This window comes from Streptococcus sp. Z554, assembly GCF_053010305.1.
Genome location: NZ_JBRKNV010000001.1, coordinates 319,758 through 339,388, shown reverse-complemented (window position 1 = coordinate 339,388; position 19,631 = coordinate 319,758). Strand labels below are relative to the sequence as shown.

The 19,631-nt window shown below is 37.8% G+C and carries 17 protein-coding genes; 13 read left to right on the top strand and 4 right to left on the bottom strand.

Annotation, left to right across the window (positions count from 1 at the left end; translation table 11 throughout):
- Window positions 1-2: 2 nt before the first annotated feature.
- Window positions 3-1,766, top strand: a complete 1,764-nt coding sequence (locus tag ACVC7R_RS01770; RefSeq protein WP_447263270.1) for a glycerophosphoryl diester phosphodiesterase membrane domain-containing protein — start codon at window positions 3-5, stop codon at window positions 1,764-1,766.
- Between the two features lie 42 nt (window positions 1,767-1,808).
- Here ACVC7R_RS01770 and ACVC7R_RS01765 read toward each other — a convergent pair whose 3' ends face one another.
- Complete coding sequence (locus ACVC7R_RS01765) at window positions 1,809-2,108, bottom strand: YbaB/EbfC family nucleoid-associated protein (protein ID WP_447263269.1); 300 nt, start codon at window positions 2,106-2,108, stop codon at window positions 1,809-1,811.
- A 312-nt stretch (window positions 2,109-2,420) separates the two neighbouring features.
- Between ACVC7R_RS01765 and ACVC7R_RS01760 the strand changes: the two genes are divergently transcribed.
- The 11 genes from ACVC7R_RS01760 (at window position 2,421) to ACVC7R_RS01710 (ending at window position 15,025) form a co-directional block, all read left to right on the top strand.
- Window positions 2,421-3,128: an IspD/TarI family cytidylyltransferase gene (locus ACVC7R_RS01760; RefSeq protein ID WP_447263268.1), complete on the top strand. Its 708-nt coding sequence runs from the start codon at window positions 2,421-2,423 to the stop codon at window positions 3,126-3,128.
- Window positions 3,129-3,132: 4 nt separating this feature from the next.
- Window positions 3,133-4,155, top strand: coding sequence for a ribitol-5-phosphate dehydrogenase (locus tag ACVC7R_RS01755; protein WP_447263267.1), 1,023 nt, complete (start codon window positions 3,133-3,135; stop codon window positions 4,153-4,155).
- A 12-nt stretch (window positions 4,156-4,167) separates the two neighbouring features.
- Window positions 4,168-5,037 carry a phosphotransferase gene (locus ACVC7R_RS01750; protein WP_447263266.1) on the top strand — a complete coding sequence of 290 codons (870 nt, stop codon included), beginning with the start codon at window positions 4,168-4,170 and terminating at the stop codon, window positions 5,035-5,037.
- Window positions 5,027-5,905, top strand: coding sequence for a DMT family transporter (locus tag ACVC7R_RS01745; RefSeq protein ID WP_447263265.1), 879 nt, complete (start codon window positions 5,027-5,029; stop codon window positions 5,903-5,905). Before ACVC7R_RS01750 ends, ACVC7R_RS01745 begins: the two co-directional genes overlap by 11 nt.
- A gap of 12 nt (window positions 5,906-5,917) precedes the next feature.
- A complete protein-coding gene (locus ACVC7R_RS01740) occupies window positions 5,918-6,607 on the top strand; it encodes a sugar phosphate nucleotidyltransferase (protein ID WP_447263264.1) in 690 nt (229 codons plus the stop codon).
- A 249-nt stretch (window positions 6,608-6,856) separates the two neighbouring features.
- A complete protein-coding gene (locus tag ACVC7R_RS01735) occupies window positions 6,857-7,657 on the top strand; it encodes a dihydroorotate dehydrogenase electron transfer subunit (protein ID WP_447263263.1) in 801 nt (266 codons plus the stop codon).
- An 11-nt stretch (window positions 7,658-7,668) separates the two neighbouring features.
- Window positions 7,669-8,604, top strand: a complete 936-nt coding sequence (locus tag ACVC7R_RS01730) for a dihydroorotate dehydrogenase (protein ID WP_447263262.1) — start codon at window positions 7,669-7,671, stop codon at window positions 8,602-8,604.
- A gap of 54 nt (window positions 8,605-8,658) precedes the next feature.
- On the top strand, window positions 8,659-9,570 hold the full coding sequence (locus ACVC7R_RS01725; RefSeq protein WP_447263261.1) for a bifunctional riboflavin kinase/FAD synthetase: 912 nt from the start codon (window positions 8,659-8,661) through the stop codon (window positions 9,568-9,570).
- Window positions 9,571-9,745: 175 nt separating this feature from the next.
- Window positions 9,746-10,714 (top strand): hypothetical protein, encoded by a 969-nt coding sequence (locus ACVC7R_RS01720; RefSeq protein ID WP_447263260.1) that lies wholly within the window; start codon window positions 9,746-9,748, stop codon window positions 10,712-10,714.
- Between the two features lie 140 nt (window positions 10,715-10,854).
- Window positions 10,855-11,784, top strand: a complete 930-nt coding sequence (locus ACVC7R_RS01715) for a metal ABC transporter solute-binding protein, Zn/Mn family (protein ID WP_447263259.1) — start codon at window positions 10,855-10,857, stop codon at window positions 11,782-11,784.
- A gap of 7 nt (window positions 11,785-11,791) precedes the next feature.
- Window positions 11,792-15,025: a pneumococcal-type histidine triad protein gene (locus tag ACVC7R_RS01710; protein WP_447263258.1), complete on the top strand. Its 3,234-nt coding sequence runs from the start codon at window positions 11,792-11,794 to the stop codon at window positions 15,023-15,025.
- A 36-nt stretch (window positions 15,026-15,061) separates the two neighbouring features.
- Here ACVC7R_RS01710 and pepT read toward each other — a convergent pair whose 3' ends face one another.
- Window positions 15,062-16,285 carry a peptidase T gene (pepT, locus tag ACVC7R_RS01705; RefSeq protein WP_447263257.1) on the bottom strand — a complete coding sequence of 408 codons (1,224 nt, stop codon included), beginning with the start codon at window positions 16,283-16,285 and terminating at the stop codon, window positions 15,062-15,064.
- Between the two features lie 153 nt (window positions 16,286-16,438).
- Here pepT and hemH point away from each other — a divergent pair, with 153 nt between their 5' ends.
- A complete protein-coding gene (gene hemH / locus ACVC7R_RS01700) occupies window positions 16,439-17,533 on the top strand; it encodes a ferrochelatase (RefSeq protein WP_447263256.1) in 1,095 nt (364 codons plus the stop codon).
- Between the two features lie 413 nt (window positions 17,534-17,946).
- Here hemH and mnmE read toward each other — a convergent pair whose 3' ends face one another.
- Both mnmE and ACVC7R_RS01690 read right to left on the bottom strand, forming a co-directional pair.
- Entirely contained in the window at window positions 17,947-19,320 is a 1,374-nt protein-coding gene (gene mnmE, locus ACVC7R_RS01695) for a tRNA uridine-5-carboxymethylaminomethyl(34) synthesis GTPase MnmE (protein ID WP_447263255.1), read from the bottom strand.
- A 126-nt stretch (window positions 19,321-19,446) separates the two neighbouring features.
- Entirely contained in the window at window positions 19,447-19,629 is a 183-nt protein-coding gene (locus tag ACVC7R_RS01690) for a 4-oxalocrotonate tautomerase (RefSeq protein ID WP_001117401.1), read from the bottom strand.
- Between the last annotated feature and the right edge of the window lie 2 nt (window positions 19,630-19,631).

Genomic DNA, 19,631 nt, shown 5'->3' with positions numbered 1-19,631 from the left:
TTATGAAACCTGAAAAACCAAAAAAATTGGGTTTTAAAAAGATTTACCTAAATCTAGATAAAATCCTCTTTCTATTCTTTTTAATTTTTATGTTGGTTGACTATATCTGGTTGCCACTAAACTCAGTGATAGCTGGATTTTTATTGAGTCAAACAGGATATTTGTTTATATCCTACAACAATATTTTTGCTATTATAAAAAATGCACCTATAGTCAGTCTTGGTTTTGTAATCTTAATAGCCATCAATCTGCTGGTAGCCTATTTTCAACTCAGCCTTCTCTTTATAGGAGCACGTCATCTCCTTTATCACGAAAAAAGAACTCTCTTAGAATTTAGCCGAAAAGTCTTTCGTGAAAGCCTTGCTTTTATGAAGAAGATGACTCTTTCAAAAGCTATGTTTATCTTTCTTTTCGTAGCCATGCTGTTTCCTTTTATCAGAAAGATATTTAAGATTTATTATTTCAATAAGATTGTGATTCCAGAGTTTATCCAAACCTATATGGAAGATAACTATTGGTTATGGTGGGTAGTTATTATCAGCTTATCAGTCTTATTCTTTTATGTTTCTGTTCGATTGGTATTCACTTTACCAAAAATTTTTTATGATAAGATGACTGTGAAGGAAGCAGTTGTTTATAGTCTGGATAAAACGAAGAATTTCTTTTGGTTTTATGCCTGGCATTTATTTTTAATTGTTGTAAAAACCAATCTATTCTTCTATCTTTCTCTCGTCCCTTTACTATCAACCCAGTATATAGTAGATAGCCTTACTCAGAGAGAGTCTCTGGTCCTTGCTATTTTGAATTTTGTTCTGATCAAGAATTTGCACTATATGGCACTGACTTATTTCCTTGTCAAATTCACATCTTTCTTAACGGGAGAAGAACTTGACATTATGCCAAGGCGGGAGAAGGACCATACCATGAGATGGGGAGTCATGGTTTGTGCGAGTATCTTCTTTGCGATTGAAGGATATAATTATCTTGAAGCTCCAGTAGTCAATCCACCTCTTGTAATTTCACATCGTGGTGTATCAAATGGAAATGGTGTCCAAAATACAGTAGAATCCTTAGAAAAAACAGCTCAATTAAAACCAGATTTAGTTGAGATGGATGTTCAGGAAACCAAAGATGGACAATTTGTCATGATGCATGATGCTAAACTAAAAGGATTAGCAGGTATCAATAAAACACCGCAAGATTTGACCTTAGAAGAGTTAAAGCAGATTGACATTCATGAGAATGGTTATGAGACAAAGATTTCAAGTTTTGATGATTATCTGAATCGTGCAAATGAACTGCATCAGAAACTACTCATTGAAATTAAGACCAGTCACAAAGATAGCCCGCAGATGATGGAACATTTTCTAGAAAAATACGGTGCCAAAATTAAGGTTTATGGACATCAAATGCAATCTTTAGATTATAAGGTTATTGAAAAAGTGAGAGAGTATGACACGGATATTCCTGTATACTTCATTCTTCCCTATAATTCTGTTTTTCCTAGAACGTTGGCAACTGGTTATACAATGGAGTACTCTACTTTGGACGAATATTTTGTAACGAAATTATGGAATACTGAGCAAAAACTCTATGTATGGACAATCAATAGTTCTGAATCGTTTAATAAGTCCTTTCACCTAGGTGTTGACGGAATGATTACGGACGACTTGGAAAAAATAAAAGAAGAATTAAAAACTGCTCAGGAAGACCCTGAATACAGCGACTTACTGCTGAATAAAGCAACTGAATTCTTTGCTTTTTAACATAAATAAAAAGAGGCTGTTACACAGCCTCTTTTTCTATGATTAAAATGGCAACTTACCTGCAAATGCCCCAAGTTTCTTCTTAGTAGTTTCATCAATTTGTTCAAGAGCAGCATTGAGTGCTTGCACGGTCATATCTGATAGAGTTTCAATATCCTCGGCATCTACAACTGCTGGATCAAAATCAATTTTAACGACTTTTTTATCACCTGTTAAGGTAGCAGTTACAAGGTTTTGAGCAGAAGTTCCAACAAATTCTGAAGCAGCAAGTTCAGCTTGACTTTGCTCCATTTGCTTTTGAAGTTTTTGAGCTTGACGCATCATGTTTTGCATATTCATCATGGTGGTAGTTAGCTTCCTTTTCTTTTATTTTCCATCTTATTTTAACAATTTTAACTAGAAAAGTCTAATTAAAATCACAGGATAGATATGTCACTAGTTTAAGATTTCTTTAAGCTTTCTATATTATTCTGAAGAACTCTATATTAACCGAGAGTTAAGAATGCAAGGGGTCATTTCTTAAACGCTGTAAGTATATAGTGCTCGCATCATCAGTTACTATCTAGAAAGAACTAGTATTTATTTCAAGATAGCGCTAGATTATGATATAATAGTAGGAAATGAGTTTTTAGAACAAACCAAAGGAGAATCGATATGATTTACGCTGGAATCCTAGCCGGGGGAACTGGCACACGCATGGGTATTAGTAACCTACCCAAACAATTTCTTGAGTTGGGAGATCGACCTATTTTAATCCACACAATCGAAAAATTTGTTTTGGAACCAAGTATTGAAAAAATTGTGGTTGGAGTTCATGGAGATTGGGTTTCTCATGCTGAGGACTTGGTTGAAAAGTATCTTTCTCTCCACAAGGATCGCATTATCATTACCAAGGGTGGTGCTGATCGCAATACCAGTATTGAAAAGATTATAGAAGCCATTAATGCCTACCATCCAATCACTCCAGAAGATATCGTGATTACCCACGACTCTGTCCGTCCCTTTATCACACTTCGAATGATTCAGGACAATATCAAGCTTGCTCAAGATCATGATGCAGTTGACACAGTAGTAGAAGCGGTTGATACCATTGTTGAAAGTACCAATGGTCAGTTTATCACAGACATTCCAAATCGTGCTCACCTATATCAAGGTCAAACGCCTCAGACTTTCCGTTGCAAGGATTTCATGGATTTGTATGGTTCCCTATCTGATCAAGAAAAGGAAATCCTGACGGATGCATGTAAGATTTTTGTTATCAAAGGTAAAGATGTTGCTCTAGCTAAAGGGGAATATTCAAACCTTAAAATCACAACTGTGACAGACTTGAAAATCGCGAAAAGCATGATTGAGAAAGACTAAGGCTATGATTAATCAAATTTATCAACTGACAAAACCAAAGTTTATCAATGTAAAATACCAAGAAGAGGACATTGATCAGGAGAATCACATCCTTATTCGACCAAATTATATGGCGGTTTGTCACGCGGATCAACGGTACTACCAAGGTAAACGCGATCCAAAAATTTTAGCGAAAAAACTACCAATGGCTATGATTCATGAGTCTTGTGGTGCAGTCATTTCTGATCCAACCGGTACCTACAAAGTTGGTCAGAAGGTCGTGATGATTCCCAATCAACCACCTATGCAAAGTGATGAGGAATTCTACGAAAATTACATGACTGGAACATATTTCTTATCAAGTGGCCACGATGGATTCATGCGAGAATTCGTTTCTCTACCTAAGGATCGTGTGGTATCTTACGAAGATATCGAAGATACAGTTGCTGCCATTACAGAGTTTGTCAGTGTGGGTATGCATGCTATGAATCGTTTTATGACAGTTTCTCACAGTAGACGTCAACGAATTGCAGTTATTGGTGATGGAAGTTTAGCCTTTGTCATGGCCAATATTATCAACTACACTTTACCTGAAGCAGAAATTATTGTCATTGGCCGCCACTGGGAGAAATTAGAACTCTTTTCATTTGCTAAAGAGCTCTACATTACGGATAATATCCCAGAGGACCTCAGTTTTGACCATGGTTTCGAATGCGTTGGTGGTGATGGATGTGGACCTGCTATTAATGACTTGATTCGCTACATTAAACCACAAGGTACCATTTTGATGATGGGGGTTAGTGAGTATAAAGTTAATATCAACACTCGGGATTCATTGGAAAAAGGCTTGTTATTAGTTGGATCTTCTCGTTCTGGGCGAGTTGACTTTGAAAAAGCTATCCAAATGATGGAAATTAAAAAATTTGCCAATCGTTTGAAGAATATCATTTATCTAGAAGAACCAGTAAGAGAGATTAAAGATATTCATCGAGTTTTTGCAACAGACCTCAATACTGCCTTTAAGACAGTATTTAAGTGGGAAGTCTAATGGGGGAAGATTATGAAGGAAATCGTTAAAGAGAAGATTGCCTCTTTATTATCAGGTGATGAAGAAATTCAGAGCGTTGAACAGTTGGGTGGAATGACCAATCAAAACTACTTGGTTCAAACATCCTCAAATCAGTATATCGTTAAGTTTTTCGGTAAAGGTACGGATAAATTAATCGACCGCCAGAATGAAAAGTTCAATCTTGAATTGTTGAAAGATTTAAAATTAGATGTCGAAAATTATCTTTTTGATATTGAAGCTGGTATCAAAGTCAATCAATACATCGAAAATGCCGAAACACTTAATTTAAATACCATTAAAACTAAATTTGAGAAAATTGCTCCCATTCTACAAACGATTCATGCTTCTGGTAAAGAATTAAAAGGAGAGTTTGCTCCTTTTGAGGAAATCAAAAAATATGAATCCTTAATTCAAGGAGAGATTTTCTATCCAAACTATGAAACTGTCAGAAAATCAGTATTTTCTCTGAAAGAAGAGCTTGAACAAATCGGAATTGAGAAGAAATCATGTCATATTGATTTGGTTCCTGAAAATTTTATTGAAGCACCAGATGGGCATCTTTATCTGATTGATTGGGAATATTCTTCCATGAATGACCCTATGTGGGATCTTGCGGCTCTCTTTTTAGAGTCTGAATTCACACCGGAAGAAGAGGAAGAATTTTTGGCTCATTATGAGAGTGACAAGACACCTGTTTCAAGAGAGAAAATTCGAATTTATAAAATTTTGCAAGATATCATTTGGAGTCTTTGGACTATTTACAAAGAAGAAAATGGTGCAGACTTTGGAGATTATGGAATCTCTCGTTACAATAGAGCAGTGAAAGAATTGAATTTTAAGGGAGGTTCTCATGAAAACTAAAAATGGAGTTTCTTTTGGTCTACTATCAGGTGTATTCTGGGGATTAGGATTAACTATTAGTGCCTATATTTTTTCAATCTTTACAGAACTTTCGCCTTTTGTGGTAGCAGCAGCACACGACTTTCTAAGTATATTTATCTTACTAGGATACCTTCTCGTTAAAGAAGGAAAAGTTCGCTTTTCAATCTTCCTAAACATTCGAAATGTCAGTGTTATTATTGGAGCGTTACTAGCTGGTCCTATTGGTATGCAGGCCAATCTCTATGCGGTCAAATACATCGGTAGTTCATTAGCATCGTCCGTTTCAGCTATTTATCCTGCAGTTTCTGTCATTCTTGCCTTCTTTTTTCTAAAGCATAAGATTTCTAAGAATACAGTATTTGGAATTTTGTTAATCATTGCAGGGATTATTGCTCAAACCTACAAGGTTGAACAAGTCAATTCCTTTTATATCGGAATTCTTTGCGCTTTGATTTGTGCGCTTGCTTGGGGAAGCGAAAGTGTTCTAAGCTCATTTGCTATGGAAAGTGATCTCAGTGAACTTGAAGCCCTCTTGATTCGACAAGTCACATCCTTCTTGTCCTATCTAGTGATTGTTCTCTTCTCGCATCATTCATTTGCAGAAGTGGCAAACGGACAATTGTTGGGACTTATGATTGTCTTTGCAGCATGTAATATGATTTCTTATCTAGCCTACTATATTGCTATTAATCGATTGCAGCCAGCAAAGGCAACAGGTCTGAATGTGAGTTATGTAGTATGGACTGTTTTGTTTGCAGCAATTTTCTTGGGGCAACCCCTTAATTTACTGACCATCATTACTTCACTTATCGTAATGGCTGGTGTTTATATTATTATTAAAGAATAAAGGAGAAAACGCGTGAAAGCGATTATCTTAGCAGCGGGATTGGGAACTCGTTTGAGACCCATGACAGAAAATACTCCCAAAGCCTTGGTTAAAGTCAATCAAAAACCTTTGGTTGAATATCAAATTGAATTTTTAAAAGAACGTGGAATTGATGACATTATTATCGTTGTAGGTTATTTAAAAGAACAATTCGACTATCTAAAAGAAAAGTACGGAGTTCGTTTGGTCTTCAATGATAAGTATGCTGATTACAATAACTTCTATTCTCTTTACTTGGTAAAAGAAGAGTTGGCCAACAGCTATGTTATTGATGCGGATAACTATCTTTTCAAAAATATGTTCCGTAATGATATCGACCGTTCAACTTATTTCAGTGTTTATCGTGAAGACTGTGATAATGAATGGTTCTTGGTTTACGGAGATGATTACAAAGTTCAAGATATCATTGTCGATAGCAAAAATGGTCGCATCTTGAGTGGTGTATCGTTCTGGGATGCTCCAACAGCTGAAAAAATTGTTGGATTTATTGACCAGGCCTATGCAAGCGGCGAGTTTGTTGACCTCTATTGGGATAACATGGTTAAAGATAATATTAAAGAATTAGATGTTTACGTAGAAGAATTGGAAGAAAATTCTATCTATGAAATCGACAGTGTCAAAGATTATCAAAAATTGGAGAAGATTCTCTCTTCACTAAAATAAGTATTTTTTATGAACTGATACCTGACCTATTTTTACTTGACTTTTTAGGCTTGATGCAGTATACTAGTGAAAATTTAACCTTTAAGGGAAGTCCAGAGAGACTCACAAGGTGTCAGAGAAAAGAAACTACGATTGAAGCAAGTAAATCAAGTGCTTATTTGCTACTTTTGTGTAAATATCTTAACTGAAACCTTGCAATTGCAAGGTTTTTCTTTATCTGATCCCCTTAAAATTTAAGGAGGAAAAGTTATGAATCCAAATTGTAAAAAGCGCATGGGTGCTATTCGCTTAGAAAACATGAAAGTTATTGAGCAAAAGGAAATTGCACCAGCAATCTTTGAACTCGTTCTCGAAGGAGAAATGGTTGAAGCTATGAAAGCTGGACAATTTCTTCATTTGCGTGTACCTGATGATGCCCATCTCTTGCGTCGTCCTATTTCAATCTCATCCATAGATAAGGTTAAGAAACAATGTCATCTGATTTATCGTATTGAAGGTTCTGGCACAGCAATCTTTTCAAGCTTAAAACCAGGGGATAGTTTAGATGTCATGGGCCCTCAAGGAAATGGTTTTGATTTATCAGAGCTAGACAAGCATAGTAAAGTTCTTCTTGTTGGTGGAGGAATCGGTGTACCTCCTTTACTTGAAGTAGCTAAACAACTTCATGAGAGAGGTGTAGAAATTACAACTGTTCTTGGTTTTGCTACTAAAAATGCTGTTATTTTGGAAGACGAATTAGCCAAATATGGTCAAGTATTTGTAACGACTGATGACGGTTCTTATGGAACCCAAGGAAATGTATCTGTAGTGATTTCCGAATGTGACACTGAGTTTGATGCTATTTACTCATGCGGAGCTCCTGGCATGATGAAATACATCAATCAAACATTTTACGACCATCCAAGAGCTTATCTATCTCTAGAATCCCGTATGGCCTGTGGTATGGGAGCTTGTTATGCTTGTGTCTTGAAAGTTCCAGATAGTGAAACAGTTAGCCAACGTGTGTGTGAAGATGGGCCTGTATTTAAAACAGGAACAGTTATTTTATAAGGAGAGTCTACATGACAACAAATCGATTACAAGTTTCTCTACCAGGCTTAGAATTAAAGAACCCTATCATTCCTGCTTCAGGCTGTTTTGGTTTCGGTCAAGAGTATGCCAAATACTATGATTTGGACCTTTTAGGATCTATCATGATTAAAGCTACAACCCTTGAACCACGCTTTGGTAATCCTACTCCACGAGTAGCAGAAACACCTGCTGGTATGCTGAATGCCATTGGTCTACAAAATCCAGGACTAGATACCGTTCTCTCTGAAAAATTACCTTGGCTAGAAAAAGAGTATCCAAATCTTCCAATCATTGCAAACGTAGCTGGCTTTTCCAAATACGAGTATGCAACAGTTTCTCATGGTATTTCTAAAGCGAGCAATGTAAAGGCAATAGAACTCAATATTTCTTGTCCGAACGTCGACCACGGTAATCACGGACTTTTGATTGGGCAAGACCCAGATTTAGCTTATGATGTGGTAAAAGCAGCCGTAGGGGCATCAGATGTGCCAGTTTACGTTAAATTGACACCAAGTGTAACTGATATCGTGACTATCGCAAAAGCAGTAGAGGAAGCAGGTGCTAGTGGTCTCACTATGATCAATACCCTTGTTGGTATGCGTTTTGATCTCAAAACTAGAAAACCAATCATTGCCAATGGTACTGGTGGAATGTCTGGGCCTGCAGTCTTTCCAGTAGCTCTTAAACTAATCCGTCAAGTAGCTCAAACAACTAATCTTCCGATTATTGGAATGGGAGGAGTTGACTCGGCTGAGGCGGCGCTAGAAATGTATTTGGCAGGTGCCTCAGCTATTGGTGTTGGGACAGCAAACTTTACCAATCCTTATGCCTGTCCTGATATCATTGATAACCTACCAAAAATCATGGATAAATATAATATCGAAACTCTGGAGCACTTGAGAAAAGAAGTAAAAAGTAACTTATAGTTTTTTAAATTCGTAATATTTTGAATGCTTTCTTCTTTCTGGTATAATATGACTATGATTGTAACAATACCTATAAAAACTGAAAAAGACATTGCAACTCCAGGTCCAACCGTCCTTGTATTGGGATATTTTGACGGTATTCACCTAGGGCATCAAAAATTATTTAGCATTGCTGGTGAAATAGCTGCTAAAAAAAGATTGAGTGTTGCCTTAATCACTTTCCATGAATCACCAAAATTAACCTTGAATGCTTATTCGCCAGAGAATCTTCTTCATATTTTAAATGCAGAAGAACGTGAACGTAAGCTTAAAAGAGCTGGCGTCGAAAATCTCTATCTGATGGATTTTTCAAGTCGTATTGCAAATATGACAGCTCAAGAGTTCGTAGATACCTTTGTCAAAGAAGTTAAAGCAGATACCATTGTGGTGGGATTTGACTATAGTTTGGGTTCTGATAGAAAATCAGCAGAAGATTTAAAAGAAATCTTTGATGGAGAAGTAGTTGTCGTTCCGGCTGTAGAAGATGAAAAAGGGAAAATTAGCTCTACACGTATTCGACAAGCTATCCTTGAAGGAGATATGAAAGAAGCAGGTCAGTTACTAGGAAGTCCTCTTCCAACAAAAGGAATTGTCGTACATGGGAATGCCCGTGGGCGGACAATTGGATATCCCACTGCAAATCTTGTTCTTTTGGACCGTACTTATATGCCCGCAGATGGTGTCTATACCGTTGATATCGAAATCAAGAGAAAACTCTATCGAGGAATGGCCAGTGTCGGTAAGAATGTAACCTTTGATGGAGAAGAAGAACGTTTTGAAGTGAATATCTTTGATTTTAACGAAGATATTTATGGCGAAACAGTGACTGTCTACTGGTTAGATCGTATCCGAGATATGGTAAAATTTGATAGTGTTGAACAACTGGTCAAACAACTCAAAGAAGATGAAAAAGCTGCAAGAAAATAGAATTTGAAATAATAGGAGAGTTTGAGATTATCTCAAGCTCTTTTTTTGAAATATCATATATTATTTTTTGATAAGCGCTTTCTTCCTTTGTTTAATAGCATTTGTATTAAAGATTATTATTGAAATTTATAGGAATTTTTGCTATAATTTAATCATCAAACTAAAGGAGATTATGATGTTTAAAGAAAAAAGAAATAAAGGCTTTATTTCAGGGCTTATTCTTTCGCTAGTTTTTTTTGCTTTTTCTGCAGGAACTGTCTTCATGTGGAATCATCATCAACATCCAATGGAACCATTTTCAGACGACACACGGTCTGGTAAAGAAGTTACTATGACTGTCTATGATATCTATCCAGAAGTAGTTGGAGAAGTTGAGGGTGGAAGTGTTCTATACCTTGTGCAATATAGCAATGATGGTGATGGTAAATTTGCAGTTGTAGAAGCTAAAGAAAATGATAAAGAGATTCAAAAACTTATGGAACAAGCTACAACTAAAACACTTATAGATAATCCAGCTACTCTAGTAGGTACACAGTTACAACCTCTAAGTAAAAATGTTAACAACAAATCTCGAAATAATAGAATTGTAGACTTGTCTGGCTTTCTTGACTCTATCCTTGAACCTGATTCAACTGTTGCATTGAACATGAACTCAAGTGTCTATCTGAGTTTGACTGAACACTCAAAAGATGGCTGGTGGCATCTCATAAGTGCTGCAATTTTTGGCGGAATTGGCCTAGTCACATTAGTGAGTGCCTTTCTTCTTCGTAAAAAATCTATCGCAGCTTTTGAAGAGCTTTATCAAGCCTATCCTGAATTGCAAGGAAATGTTGAAAATCTAGCTGGTTTGGCAGAATTTTATGATGAAAGTCTAAAGGTAATCCTCTATAAAAATCATCTCATCACTTACTTTAAAGGGACTCAAGCTTTAGACCTAAGAGATGTTGAGCAACTTTATCTAGTGGAAACGAGAATTAACCGTTCTCTAATCACAAATAAAGTCTACCAGTTCTGCTATATTCGTAAGAATGCTAAGAAGAAACAAGACATGACTTTGAAAACAACAAAAACAGTTCAAGAGCAACTGGAAGAACTTTGGGATTTAATCTCAAATAAATTTCCAGAAATTCATCTAGGAGTTTAGTATGAAAGCACCGAAAATCGGTGCTTTTTTATTTATAAAAAAATGTTGTAAAATCGAGTTTATCACTTGACATCTTAAATTTTAAAGAGTAGAATGTTTACTAGTTAATTAAATGGTTAAATACTAGTTAAGGAGTGTTTATGATAAAAAGAAGTATCCGATGGCTTATGATTGCCTTCTTTGCAATTGCCTTAGGAGCGTGTGGACAAAAAGCCAGTCAAGATAATCGTAATGAAACTAAGGGAATGAAGATTGTGACGAGTTTTTATCCTGTCTATGCTATGGTCAAAGAAATTTCTGGCGACCTAAATGACGTTCGGATGATTCAGTCTAGTTCGGGTATCCATTCTTACGAACCATCCGCAAATGACATAGCAGCCATTTATGATGCTGATGTTTTCGTTTATCATTCCCATACCTTGGAATCATGGGCGGGAAGTTTGGATCCAAGCCTGCAAAAGTCTAAGGTAAAGGTCTTAGAAGCATCTGAGGGAATGACCTTGGAGCGCGTGCCTGGATTAGAAGATATGGAAGCTGGAGATGGGATTGATGAGAAGACCTTATATGATCCTCACACCTGGCTGGATCCTGAAAAGGTTGCGGAAGAAGCACAGATCATCGCTGATAAGTTATCCGAACTAGACAGTGCTAACAAGGAAACTTATCAGAAAAACGCTCAAAGTTTTAGTGCCAAAGCTCACGATTTGACCAATAAATACCAACCTATCTTTGAAAAAGCCAATCAAAAAACTTTTGTAACCCAACACACGGCCTTTTCATATTTGGCAAAACGATTTGGGTTGAATCAACTTGGGATTGCAGGGGTCTCTCCTGATCAAGAACCAAGCCCAAGACAATTGACTGAAATTCAAGAATTTGTAAAGACTTATAAGGTTAAAACCATCTTTACAGAGAGCACTGTTTCGTCTAAGATCGCTGATACACTTGTCAAATCAACAGGTGTGAGTCTTAAAACACTCAATCCTTTAGAGGCCGATCCACAAAACGATAAGTCCTACTTGGAAAATTTAGAAGAAAATATAACAGTCTTAGCTGATGAATTGAAATGAGGAGATTATGAAGATTAATAAAAAATATTTAGCAGGATCTGCAGTGTTCCTTACCTTAAGTGTTTGTGCTTATGTTCTAAACAAGCATCAAACACCTGAAAATAAAGATAATAACCGTGTATCTTATATTGAGAGCAAGGAGCCGGATGCTAAAAAGAATGAAAATCTGACACCTGATCTAGTCAATCAAAAAGAAGGAATAGAAGCCGAACAAATTGTTACAAAAATAACTGACCAAGGTTATGTGACTTCTCACGGTGATCATTTTCATTTTTACAATGGCAAGGTACCTTATGATGCTATCTTTAGCGAAGACTTGGTCATGAAGGATCCAAACTATCAACTAAGTGATGGAGATATTGTCAATGAGATTAAAGGTGGCTATATCATCAAGGTGGATGGCAAATATTATGTCTATCTGAAGGATGCAAGTCATGCTGATAATATTCGTACCAAAGACCAAATCGAGAAACAAAAACAAGAACACACATCTGATAGAGGCAGTGACTCTAAGGAAGTAATCGCTGCTCGAGCTCAAGGTCGATATACTACGGATGATGGCTACGTCTTTAATCCTGCGGATATTCTAGAGGATACCGGTGACGCTTATATCGTTCCTCATGGTGGGCATTATCATTACGTTCCAAAAAGTGCCTTATCCTCAACCGAATTGGCTGCTGCACAAGCTTATCTGGCCGGAAGAGGAAGTCAACCAAGTTCAACAGATTACAAACCGACTCCAAGTGTTGAACCAAGTCATCCAGTAGAGAAACCAGCTACAAGCAATCCTGTACAAGAAGAAAATAATCTTCAAAAACTTCTAGAACAGCTTTACGCTTTACCAGTTAGTCAACGCTATAAAGAATCTGATGGTTTGGTATTTGATCCAGCTAAAATTACCAGTCGTACGGCTAATGGAGTTGCTATCCCTCATGGAAATCATTACCATTTCATCCCTTATAGTAGCATGTCTGCTCTGGAGCAAAAGATTGCACGTTTAATACCACTTTCAGGTCTTGCAACACCATCAAATCCTGTAGAAACTCCAAGTAAACCAAGTGAAGGCCATGAACACCACCATGACCACGAAGATGCAAATCATCATCACGAAGAAGATCACGAAAATGATCATCATCACCATGAAGAGGAGCATGACCATGACTTCGCTGCTGATCGAGTGATTAGCGAGGACGACCAAGGATTCGTAGTGTCACATGGAGACCACAAACATTATTTTTACAAGAAAGATTTGACGGCCCAACAGATTAAAGAAGCTCAGGAAAACTTGAAAGGCAAAGCCGAAGTTAAACCTAATCCATCAGATGAACACCATGATGAAGACGGGCATGATGACCACCATGGAGAAGACCACAATCACGGATTCGATGCTGAACGAGTGATAAGTGAAGATGAGCAAGGTTTTGTAGTTTCACATGGAGATCATGCCCATTATTTCTTTAAGAAAGATCTATCAGCAGAGCAGATTAAGGCTGCACAAGACCACCTTCATGGCCATCAGCAGACAGAACCTGTTAAACCTCTTGCCAAGACGGTTGAAAGTTTCTCTCGAGATGCCAGCGATGAAGAAAAAATAGCTTATATTTCTAAAACATATGGCGTTCCGCTTGAGGCTATCAGAATTTCAAATGGATTCTTTGTATTTGGTAATCCAGACCAGGCTTATGACCCAACTCACATTCACCCTTACGCCGTTCGTAAGGAACACGTTAGAATTCCGCTTCAGACTGGTGATGCAGAACTTGATTTCTTAAATGAACTCTATACGACGGCTCTACGTGATGGCGTCTCTCCTTATAGTTTGCAGGTTGAAAATGGTAGTTTCGTCATTCCTCATGGAGACCATAACCACTATATCAAGGTTCAAACTAAAGGTTATGAAGTCGCTTTGAAAAATAAAATCCCGGCCTTGCAAACAACTTACCAACCTGGTGCTTTTGATGAAAAAGCAGTACAGTATAAGGTTGATCAACTCTTGGCAGAGAGTCGCGAAATTTATAAAGATAAACCAATTCAGCAAAGACAGATCGAGCTTGCTTTGGGGCAATTCTCTGAAAATATGAAGAAACTTTCAACCAACTCAACTGCAGGATATCTTGCAGCTTTGGATTTGTTTGATAAGCAGTATATCCATATTGACTCAAGTGTCAAACCAACAGAAATCAGTCCTTTAGACAAAAAATATCAAGCTTTAGTAGATAAGATCAATACCTTGGATACAGATGCTTATGGACTTCCTAAAAAGGATCTCTTGACTCAACTTCAAGAAAATAAACTAGCCCAAGATGAGGCTGGTTTAGATGCAGTTGAAGCTAAGTTACAAGCTTTGCAAGATTTTAATGATCGTACTGGAGTTACAACGGTCGAATACATCAAGTATTTCTATCAACATCTTTCTGATGGACGTTTAAATGACAATCTCCGCAATAAAGTTGCAAACTTAACGTGGACTCTTTACCAGTCACAATCCTTCCTTAAGGCAACTGACTTGAACAAACTCTTCCCAGAAATCTATCAAACAAAACTAGAAGTTGAAGAAGCACTGAAAAATGAACCAGTTGCAAGCAAGACTTCTGAAACAATCTTAGATACAGAAAAAGTAGATGGTCATAGTGCTAAAACTGCTGTTTATGAGTTCTTGAAAGGTTTGTATGATGATATTAAACCTGAGGAACAAAGTAACCATGTCTTAAAAGGGCAAGTAGAAGAATTGCTAACAAAAGCTGATGAATTAGTGGCTCAAGTCAACGAGGAGGGTGTTAAAGCTTCACTCGCTGACGAAGTGAAAAATTTGAAAACCGCGTTGGAGAAAGAAGACTCAGACCTTGATGAATTAAATACACAAGTCCAAGATCTTCTAAAACGCATTTCACAGACTATTCAGAATGAACGTGAAAATGCAAAACAAGATCCAGAGGTCATGGCTCTCTATCAACAGCTTTATAACGGTATCATTGCTCTCCATAGCTATTTGGAATTGAATAATGGTTCAGATGCTGACTTTGAAAAAGTAGATGCCCTATTCGATAAATTGGCAGCAGCAAGTAAAGATAAACAAGCTTTGCTAACGGTTGCTCAAGAAATCCTCTTATTGAATCAAGAAATTAGAACAAAAGCTACCCAAGCTGAGACAAACAAAGAATCAGCAAGTGATAAACAAGATGATTCAAGCTCAAAAGCTACAGTTACAACTCCTGAATCAACAGAAAAAGTAGCAGAATAAGGAAAAGACGAAGTAGCTTAGCTACCTCGTCTTTTTTTAGTCTTTATAAGCTACAATTCCAATAATAGTGTCGACTGCACGTTCCATAGTATGAAGACTGACGTATTCAAAACGGCCATGCATATTTTCGCCACCAGCGAAGATATTTGGCGTTGGAATTCCCATAAAGGAAATCTTAGATCCGTCAGTTCCACCACGAATTGGTTCGATAATAGGTGTGATACCAAGGTCTTCCATAACAGCTTTTGCAATGGTTACTGGGGTCATATCTTTTTCGATGACTTCCTTCATGTTGTAGTACTGGTCTGTCAATGTTAAAGTAACACGATTGCTACCAAGTTCTTGGTTCATCTTATCAGCAATAGCTTGCATGGCAGCTTTACGAGCTTCGAAAGTCTCTTTTTCAAAGTCACGAATGATATAGCTGGCATGCGCTTCCTCGACCGTACCAGTCACATCCATGAGATGGTAGAAGCCTTGGTAACCCTCAGTCAATTCAGGTCGGTCACCAGCTGGAAGTTGGTTGTGGAAATCAATGGCTAACTGAAGGGCGTTAACCATTTGTCCCTTAGCTGTTCCTGGGTGAACATTACGACCTTGGAAGTGAAGTTCTGCACCTGCAGCAGAGAAGGTTTCGTATTGCAATTCTCCAAGAGGTCCGCCGTCAACTGTATAAGCAAAGTCAACATTGAAGTCCTCGGCATCAAATTTGTTGGCACCGACACCGATTTCTTCATCAGGTCCAAAGCCGACACGGATTTCACAGTGTTTAATCTCAGGATGAGCAGTTAGGTATTCGATAGCTGTCATGATTTCAGCGATACCTGATTTATCATCAGCACCGAGAAGGGTAGTCCCGTCTGTCGTAATTAACGTTTGTCCATGATATTTCTCTAAGCTCTTGAAATCTGCCGGATCAAGCTTGAAACCAGAATTTCCAAGTTCGATAACACCGCCATCATAGTTTTCAATAACTTGCGGGTTAACACCTTCAGCATTAAAATCAGCTGTATCCATGTGGGAGATAAATCCAATCTTACGAGTCAAGCTAGGATCGTTAGCTGGAAGAGTACCGATCGCAAAACCATTTGGCAAGTAATAGACATTTTGCAAACCAACACGTTTCATCTCTGGGATGAGGACATTAGTCGCAAAGTCTACTTGGCTTTGAGTACTCGGTGTAGTAGTTGACTGCTCATCAGAACGAGTGTTGACCTTGACATAAGTCAAAAAACGCTCTAGTAGTGTAGGGTATTTCATAAAAACTCCTTTTTCATTTCTTTTAATCCATTGTATCATAGAAGGATGATAAAAACAAAATTAGGAAAGTTGATAACAGCCTTATGTTAACGTTTACTTATGAGTGGTTTAGTGATACAATAAAAAAGATAAAAATATCACAAGGATTAGATTATGAAAAAAGCAATTTTAATGATGACGTTTGGTTCACCAGAAGAGATTACCTTTGAAAGTGTAGCTGATTTTTTCACAAACATTCGTCGTGGGGTGAGACCTCAAGATCACGAGATTCAAACTCTCTATGATAATTACGTACGAATTGGAGGAACTCCTCTGCAAAAAATTACCCGTGAAGAGGTTGCCTTGGTAGAAGCTAGATTGGGACATGAATATAGTGTCTATTTTGCTAATAAGTTTTCTAGACCCTTTATTCCAGATGTGATTGGTCAGATGGAAGCAGACGGCATTGAGCAGTGTATTTGCTTGATTTTGGAGCCCCATTATTCTTTCTACTCTGTTATGGGCTATGAGAAATTTTTAGAAAGCAAACAAATTCAGTTTTTAGTCATTAAGGACTGGTATCAAGAAGGATCGCTTTTAAACTATTGGGCAGATGAAATTGCTAAGATTTTAAATGAAGAAGTAAAGCAGGATAGCTTTAAAGTCATCTTTTCTGCCCACAGTGTGCCCATTTTCGCCTTGGATTTTGGTGATCCCTATATCGATCAAATTTTTGAAAATAGCAAGTTAATTGCTAAAAAATTAGACTTGAATCCAGAGCAATATACCAATACTTGGCAGAGCGAAAGTGATATTGGTATTCCTTGGATTAAGCCAGATGTTTTGGAGTATCTCAGAGAACAGAAAGAACATCCAAATCATTATATTTTTGTACCTATTAGTTTTATCAGTGAGCACATTGAAGTCTTGTTTGACAATGATGTGGAATGTTATGAATTGTGTCAGGAATTGGGGGTGAACTACCATCGTCCACCAATGCCAAATACAGATTCTCGTTTGATTGATGCCTTGGTTAATACTGTCCGAGCTAACGAACATAAAGAATTTAGAGAATTCTTCCCAGAAGAAGAGACCTTTGATGAATTAGTCCCTTCGGATGAAACAAAAAATATTTTAGATGAATCACAAGATTTACAAATGCCAGAATTTGTTAAAAAATTGATTGAGAAAAAAGGTCGTGAAAATGTCAAGATGCCTTATTTAATCAAAAAAATGCTTGAAAAAGCTGGGAAATTACCCAAAGACTAAGTGAAAATAGGAAAGAACTAGAAATACTCTTTGAAAATCTCTTCAAACCGCATCAACGTCGCCTTGTCGTATATATGTTACTGACTTCGTCAGTTCTATCTACAACCTCAAAGCAGTGCTTTGAGCAACCTGCGGCTAGTTTCCTAGTTTGCTCTTTGATTTTCATTGAGTATAAGGTTTGTTTCAGCTATCTGCTAAGGTAGGATCTAGTTTAGAAATTGTAAGAAAAAGAGAGTGGGACAGAAATCGGTCATTCGTTAGAATTCGATTTCGTCGTCCCACCTCCGCACAGTTGAGTAGGGCTGTAAAAGCTGATGAAATCAGCGTAGTAGAGCCCACTCAACTACTTCGTCTTGCTCGACAATCCAAAGACAATTGAGAGGCTAGGACTTTTGTCCCAGCCTCTTTTTATGTTATTTACCCAAACAAAACTGGCTAAACAATTGAGTAATAAGCTCATCTGGCGCAGCATCACCAGTGATTTCTCCGAGGATTTCCCAAGTACGGGTTAAATCAACTTGAAGGAGATCGACTGGCATACCGAGTTCGAGCCCTTCGTTAACAGCTTGCAGACTTTCAACTGCCTTCTCAATCAAGGAAATGTGGCGAGCGTTGGATAGATAAGTGGCATCTTGCTCAACAAGTCCAGCATTTTCAAAGAAGAGCTCATTAATACGTTCCTCAATCTTATCGATGTTTTGATTTTTGAGGACTGAAATGCGGATAATATCTTCTGGAAGTTCTTCAGTTTCGATAGCCTCTGGTAGGTCAGTTTTGTTCAGTAGGATGATACGGTTGGTATCTTGGCTAATTTCAAGAAGTTGTCGGTCTTGAGGAGTTAGAGGTTCGCTAGCATTTAGGACTAGTAGAACTAAGTCCGCTTCCTTGAGGGCCTTCTTGGAGCGTTCAACACCGATTTGTTCCACAATATCGTCTGTTTCACGAATACCTGCAGTATCAATCAATTTGAGTGGAACACCGTTGATATTGACGTATTCCTCAATGACGTCACGGGTAGTCCCAGCAATATCAGTTACAATGGCCTTGTCTTCACGTAGGAGGTTGTTGAGTAGGCTTGATTTCCCAACGTTTGGACGTCCAATGATAGCCGTTGAAATCCCTTCACGCAGAATTTTACCACGACGGGCTGTTTTTAGAAGATTGGTCAAGAGCTGTTCAAACTCCATAGTTTTTTCACGGACAACAGCAGTAGTGGCTTCTTCCACATCGTCGTACTCAGGATAGTCGATATTAACCTCAACCTGAGCCAAGGTATTAAGAATCTCCTGACGAGTATTATTAATCAAGTCTGATAAAGAACCGTCTAACTGTTTGACTGCTATATTCATGGCCTTGTCAGTCTTAGCACGGATAATATCCATAACAGCTTCGGCCTGAGTCAAGTCCACACGACCATTGAGAAAGGCACGCTTGGTAAATTCACCAGGCTCTGCCATACGTGCCCCTTCACGGATAGCTAGTTGGAGGATTTCATTGGTTACGGCAATCCCACCGTGGGTGTTAATTTCGATAATATCCTCACGAGTGAAGGTTTTTGGAGACTTCATAGCTCCTACCATAACCTCATCCAGTACCTTACCAGTCAAAGGATCGATAATATGGCCGTAGTTCAGTGTGTGGCTAGCAACCTTGCTCAAGTCCTTGCCTTTAAAAATTTTTTGCGCGATGGCAAAGCTTTCTGTTCCGCTTAGGCGGACAATACCAATAGCGCCTTCTCCAAGCGGTGTCGAGATTGCTGCAATGGTATCAAATTCACGTGTGATCATTTCAATTCCTTTAAATTTTATTCGTTTGCTTTTATAGACTAATATCTCTTAAAATTGTAACAAAATATAGTGTTTTATTCAACGAATGCCACTTATTAAGAAAAGCCTAAGCATATTGCTTAAGCTTTACTTAGTGCGCATTTCCCCTTGCGGGAAGTAAGTTCCTTCCGGCATATCGTTAATAATAACGTGAACAGCAGATTGTGGTGCACCAGTGTTACGAACCACAGCTTCGGTTACTTCCTTTGCTAGGGCTTTCTTTTGCTCGAGCGTGCGACCTTCAAATAAATCGATGCGTACAAATGGCATAA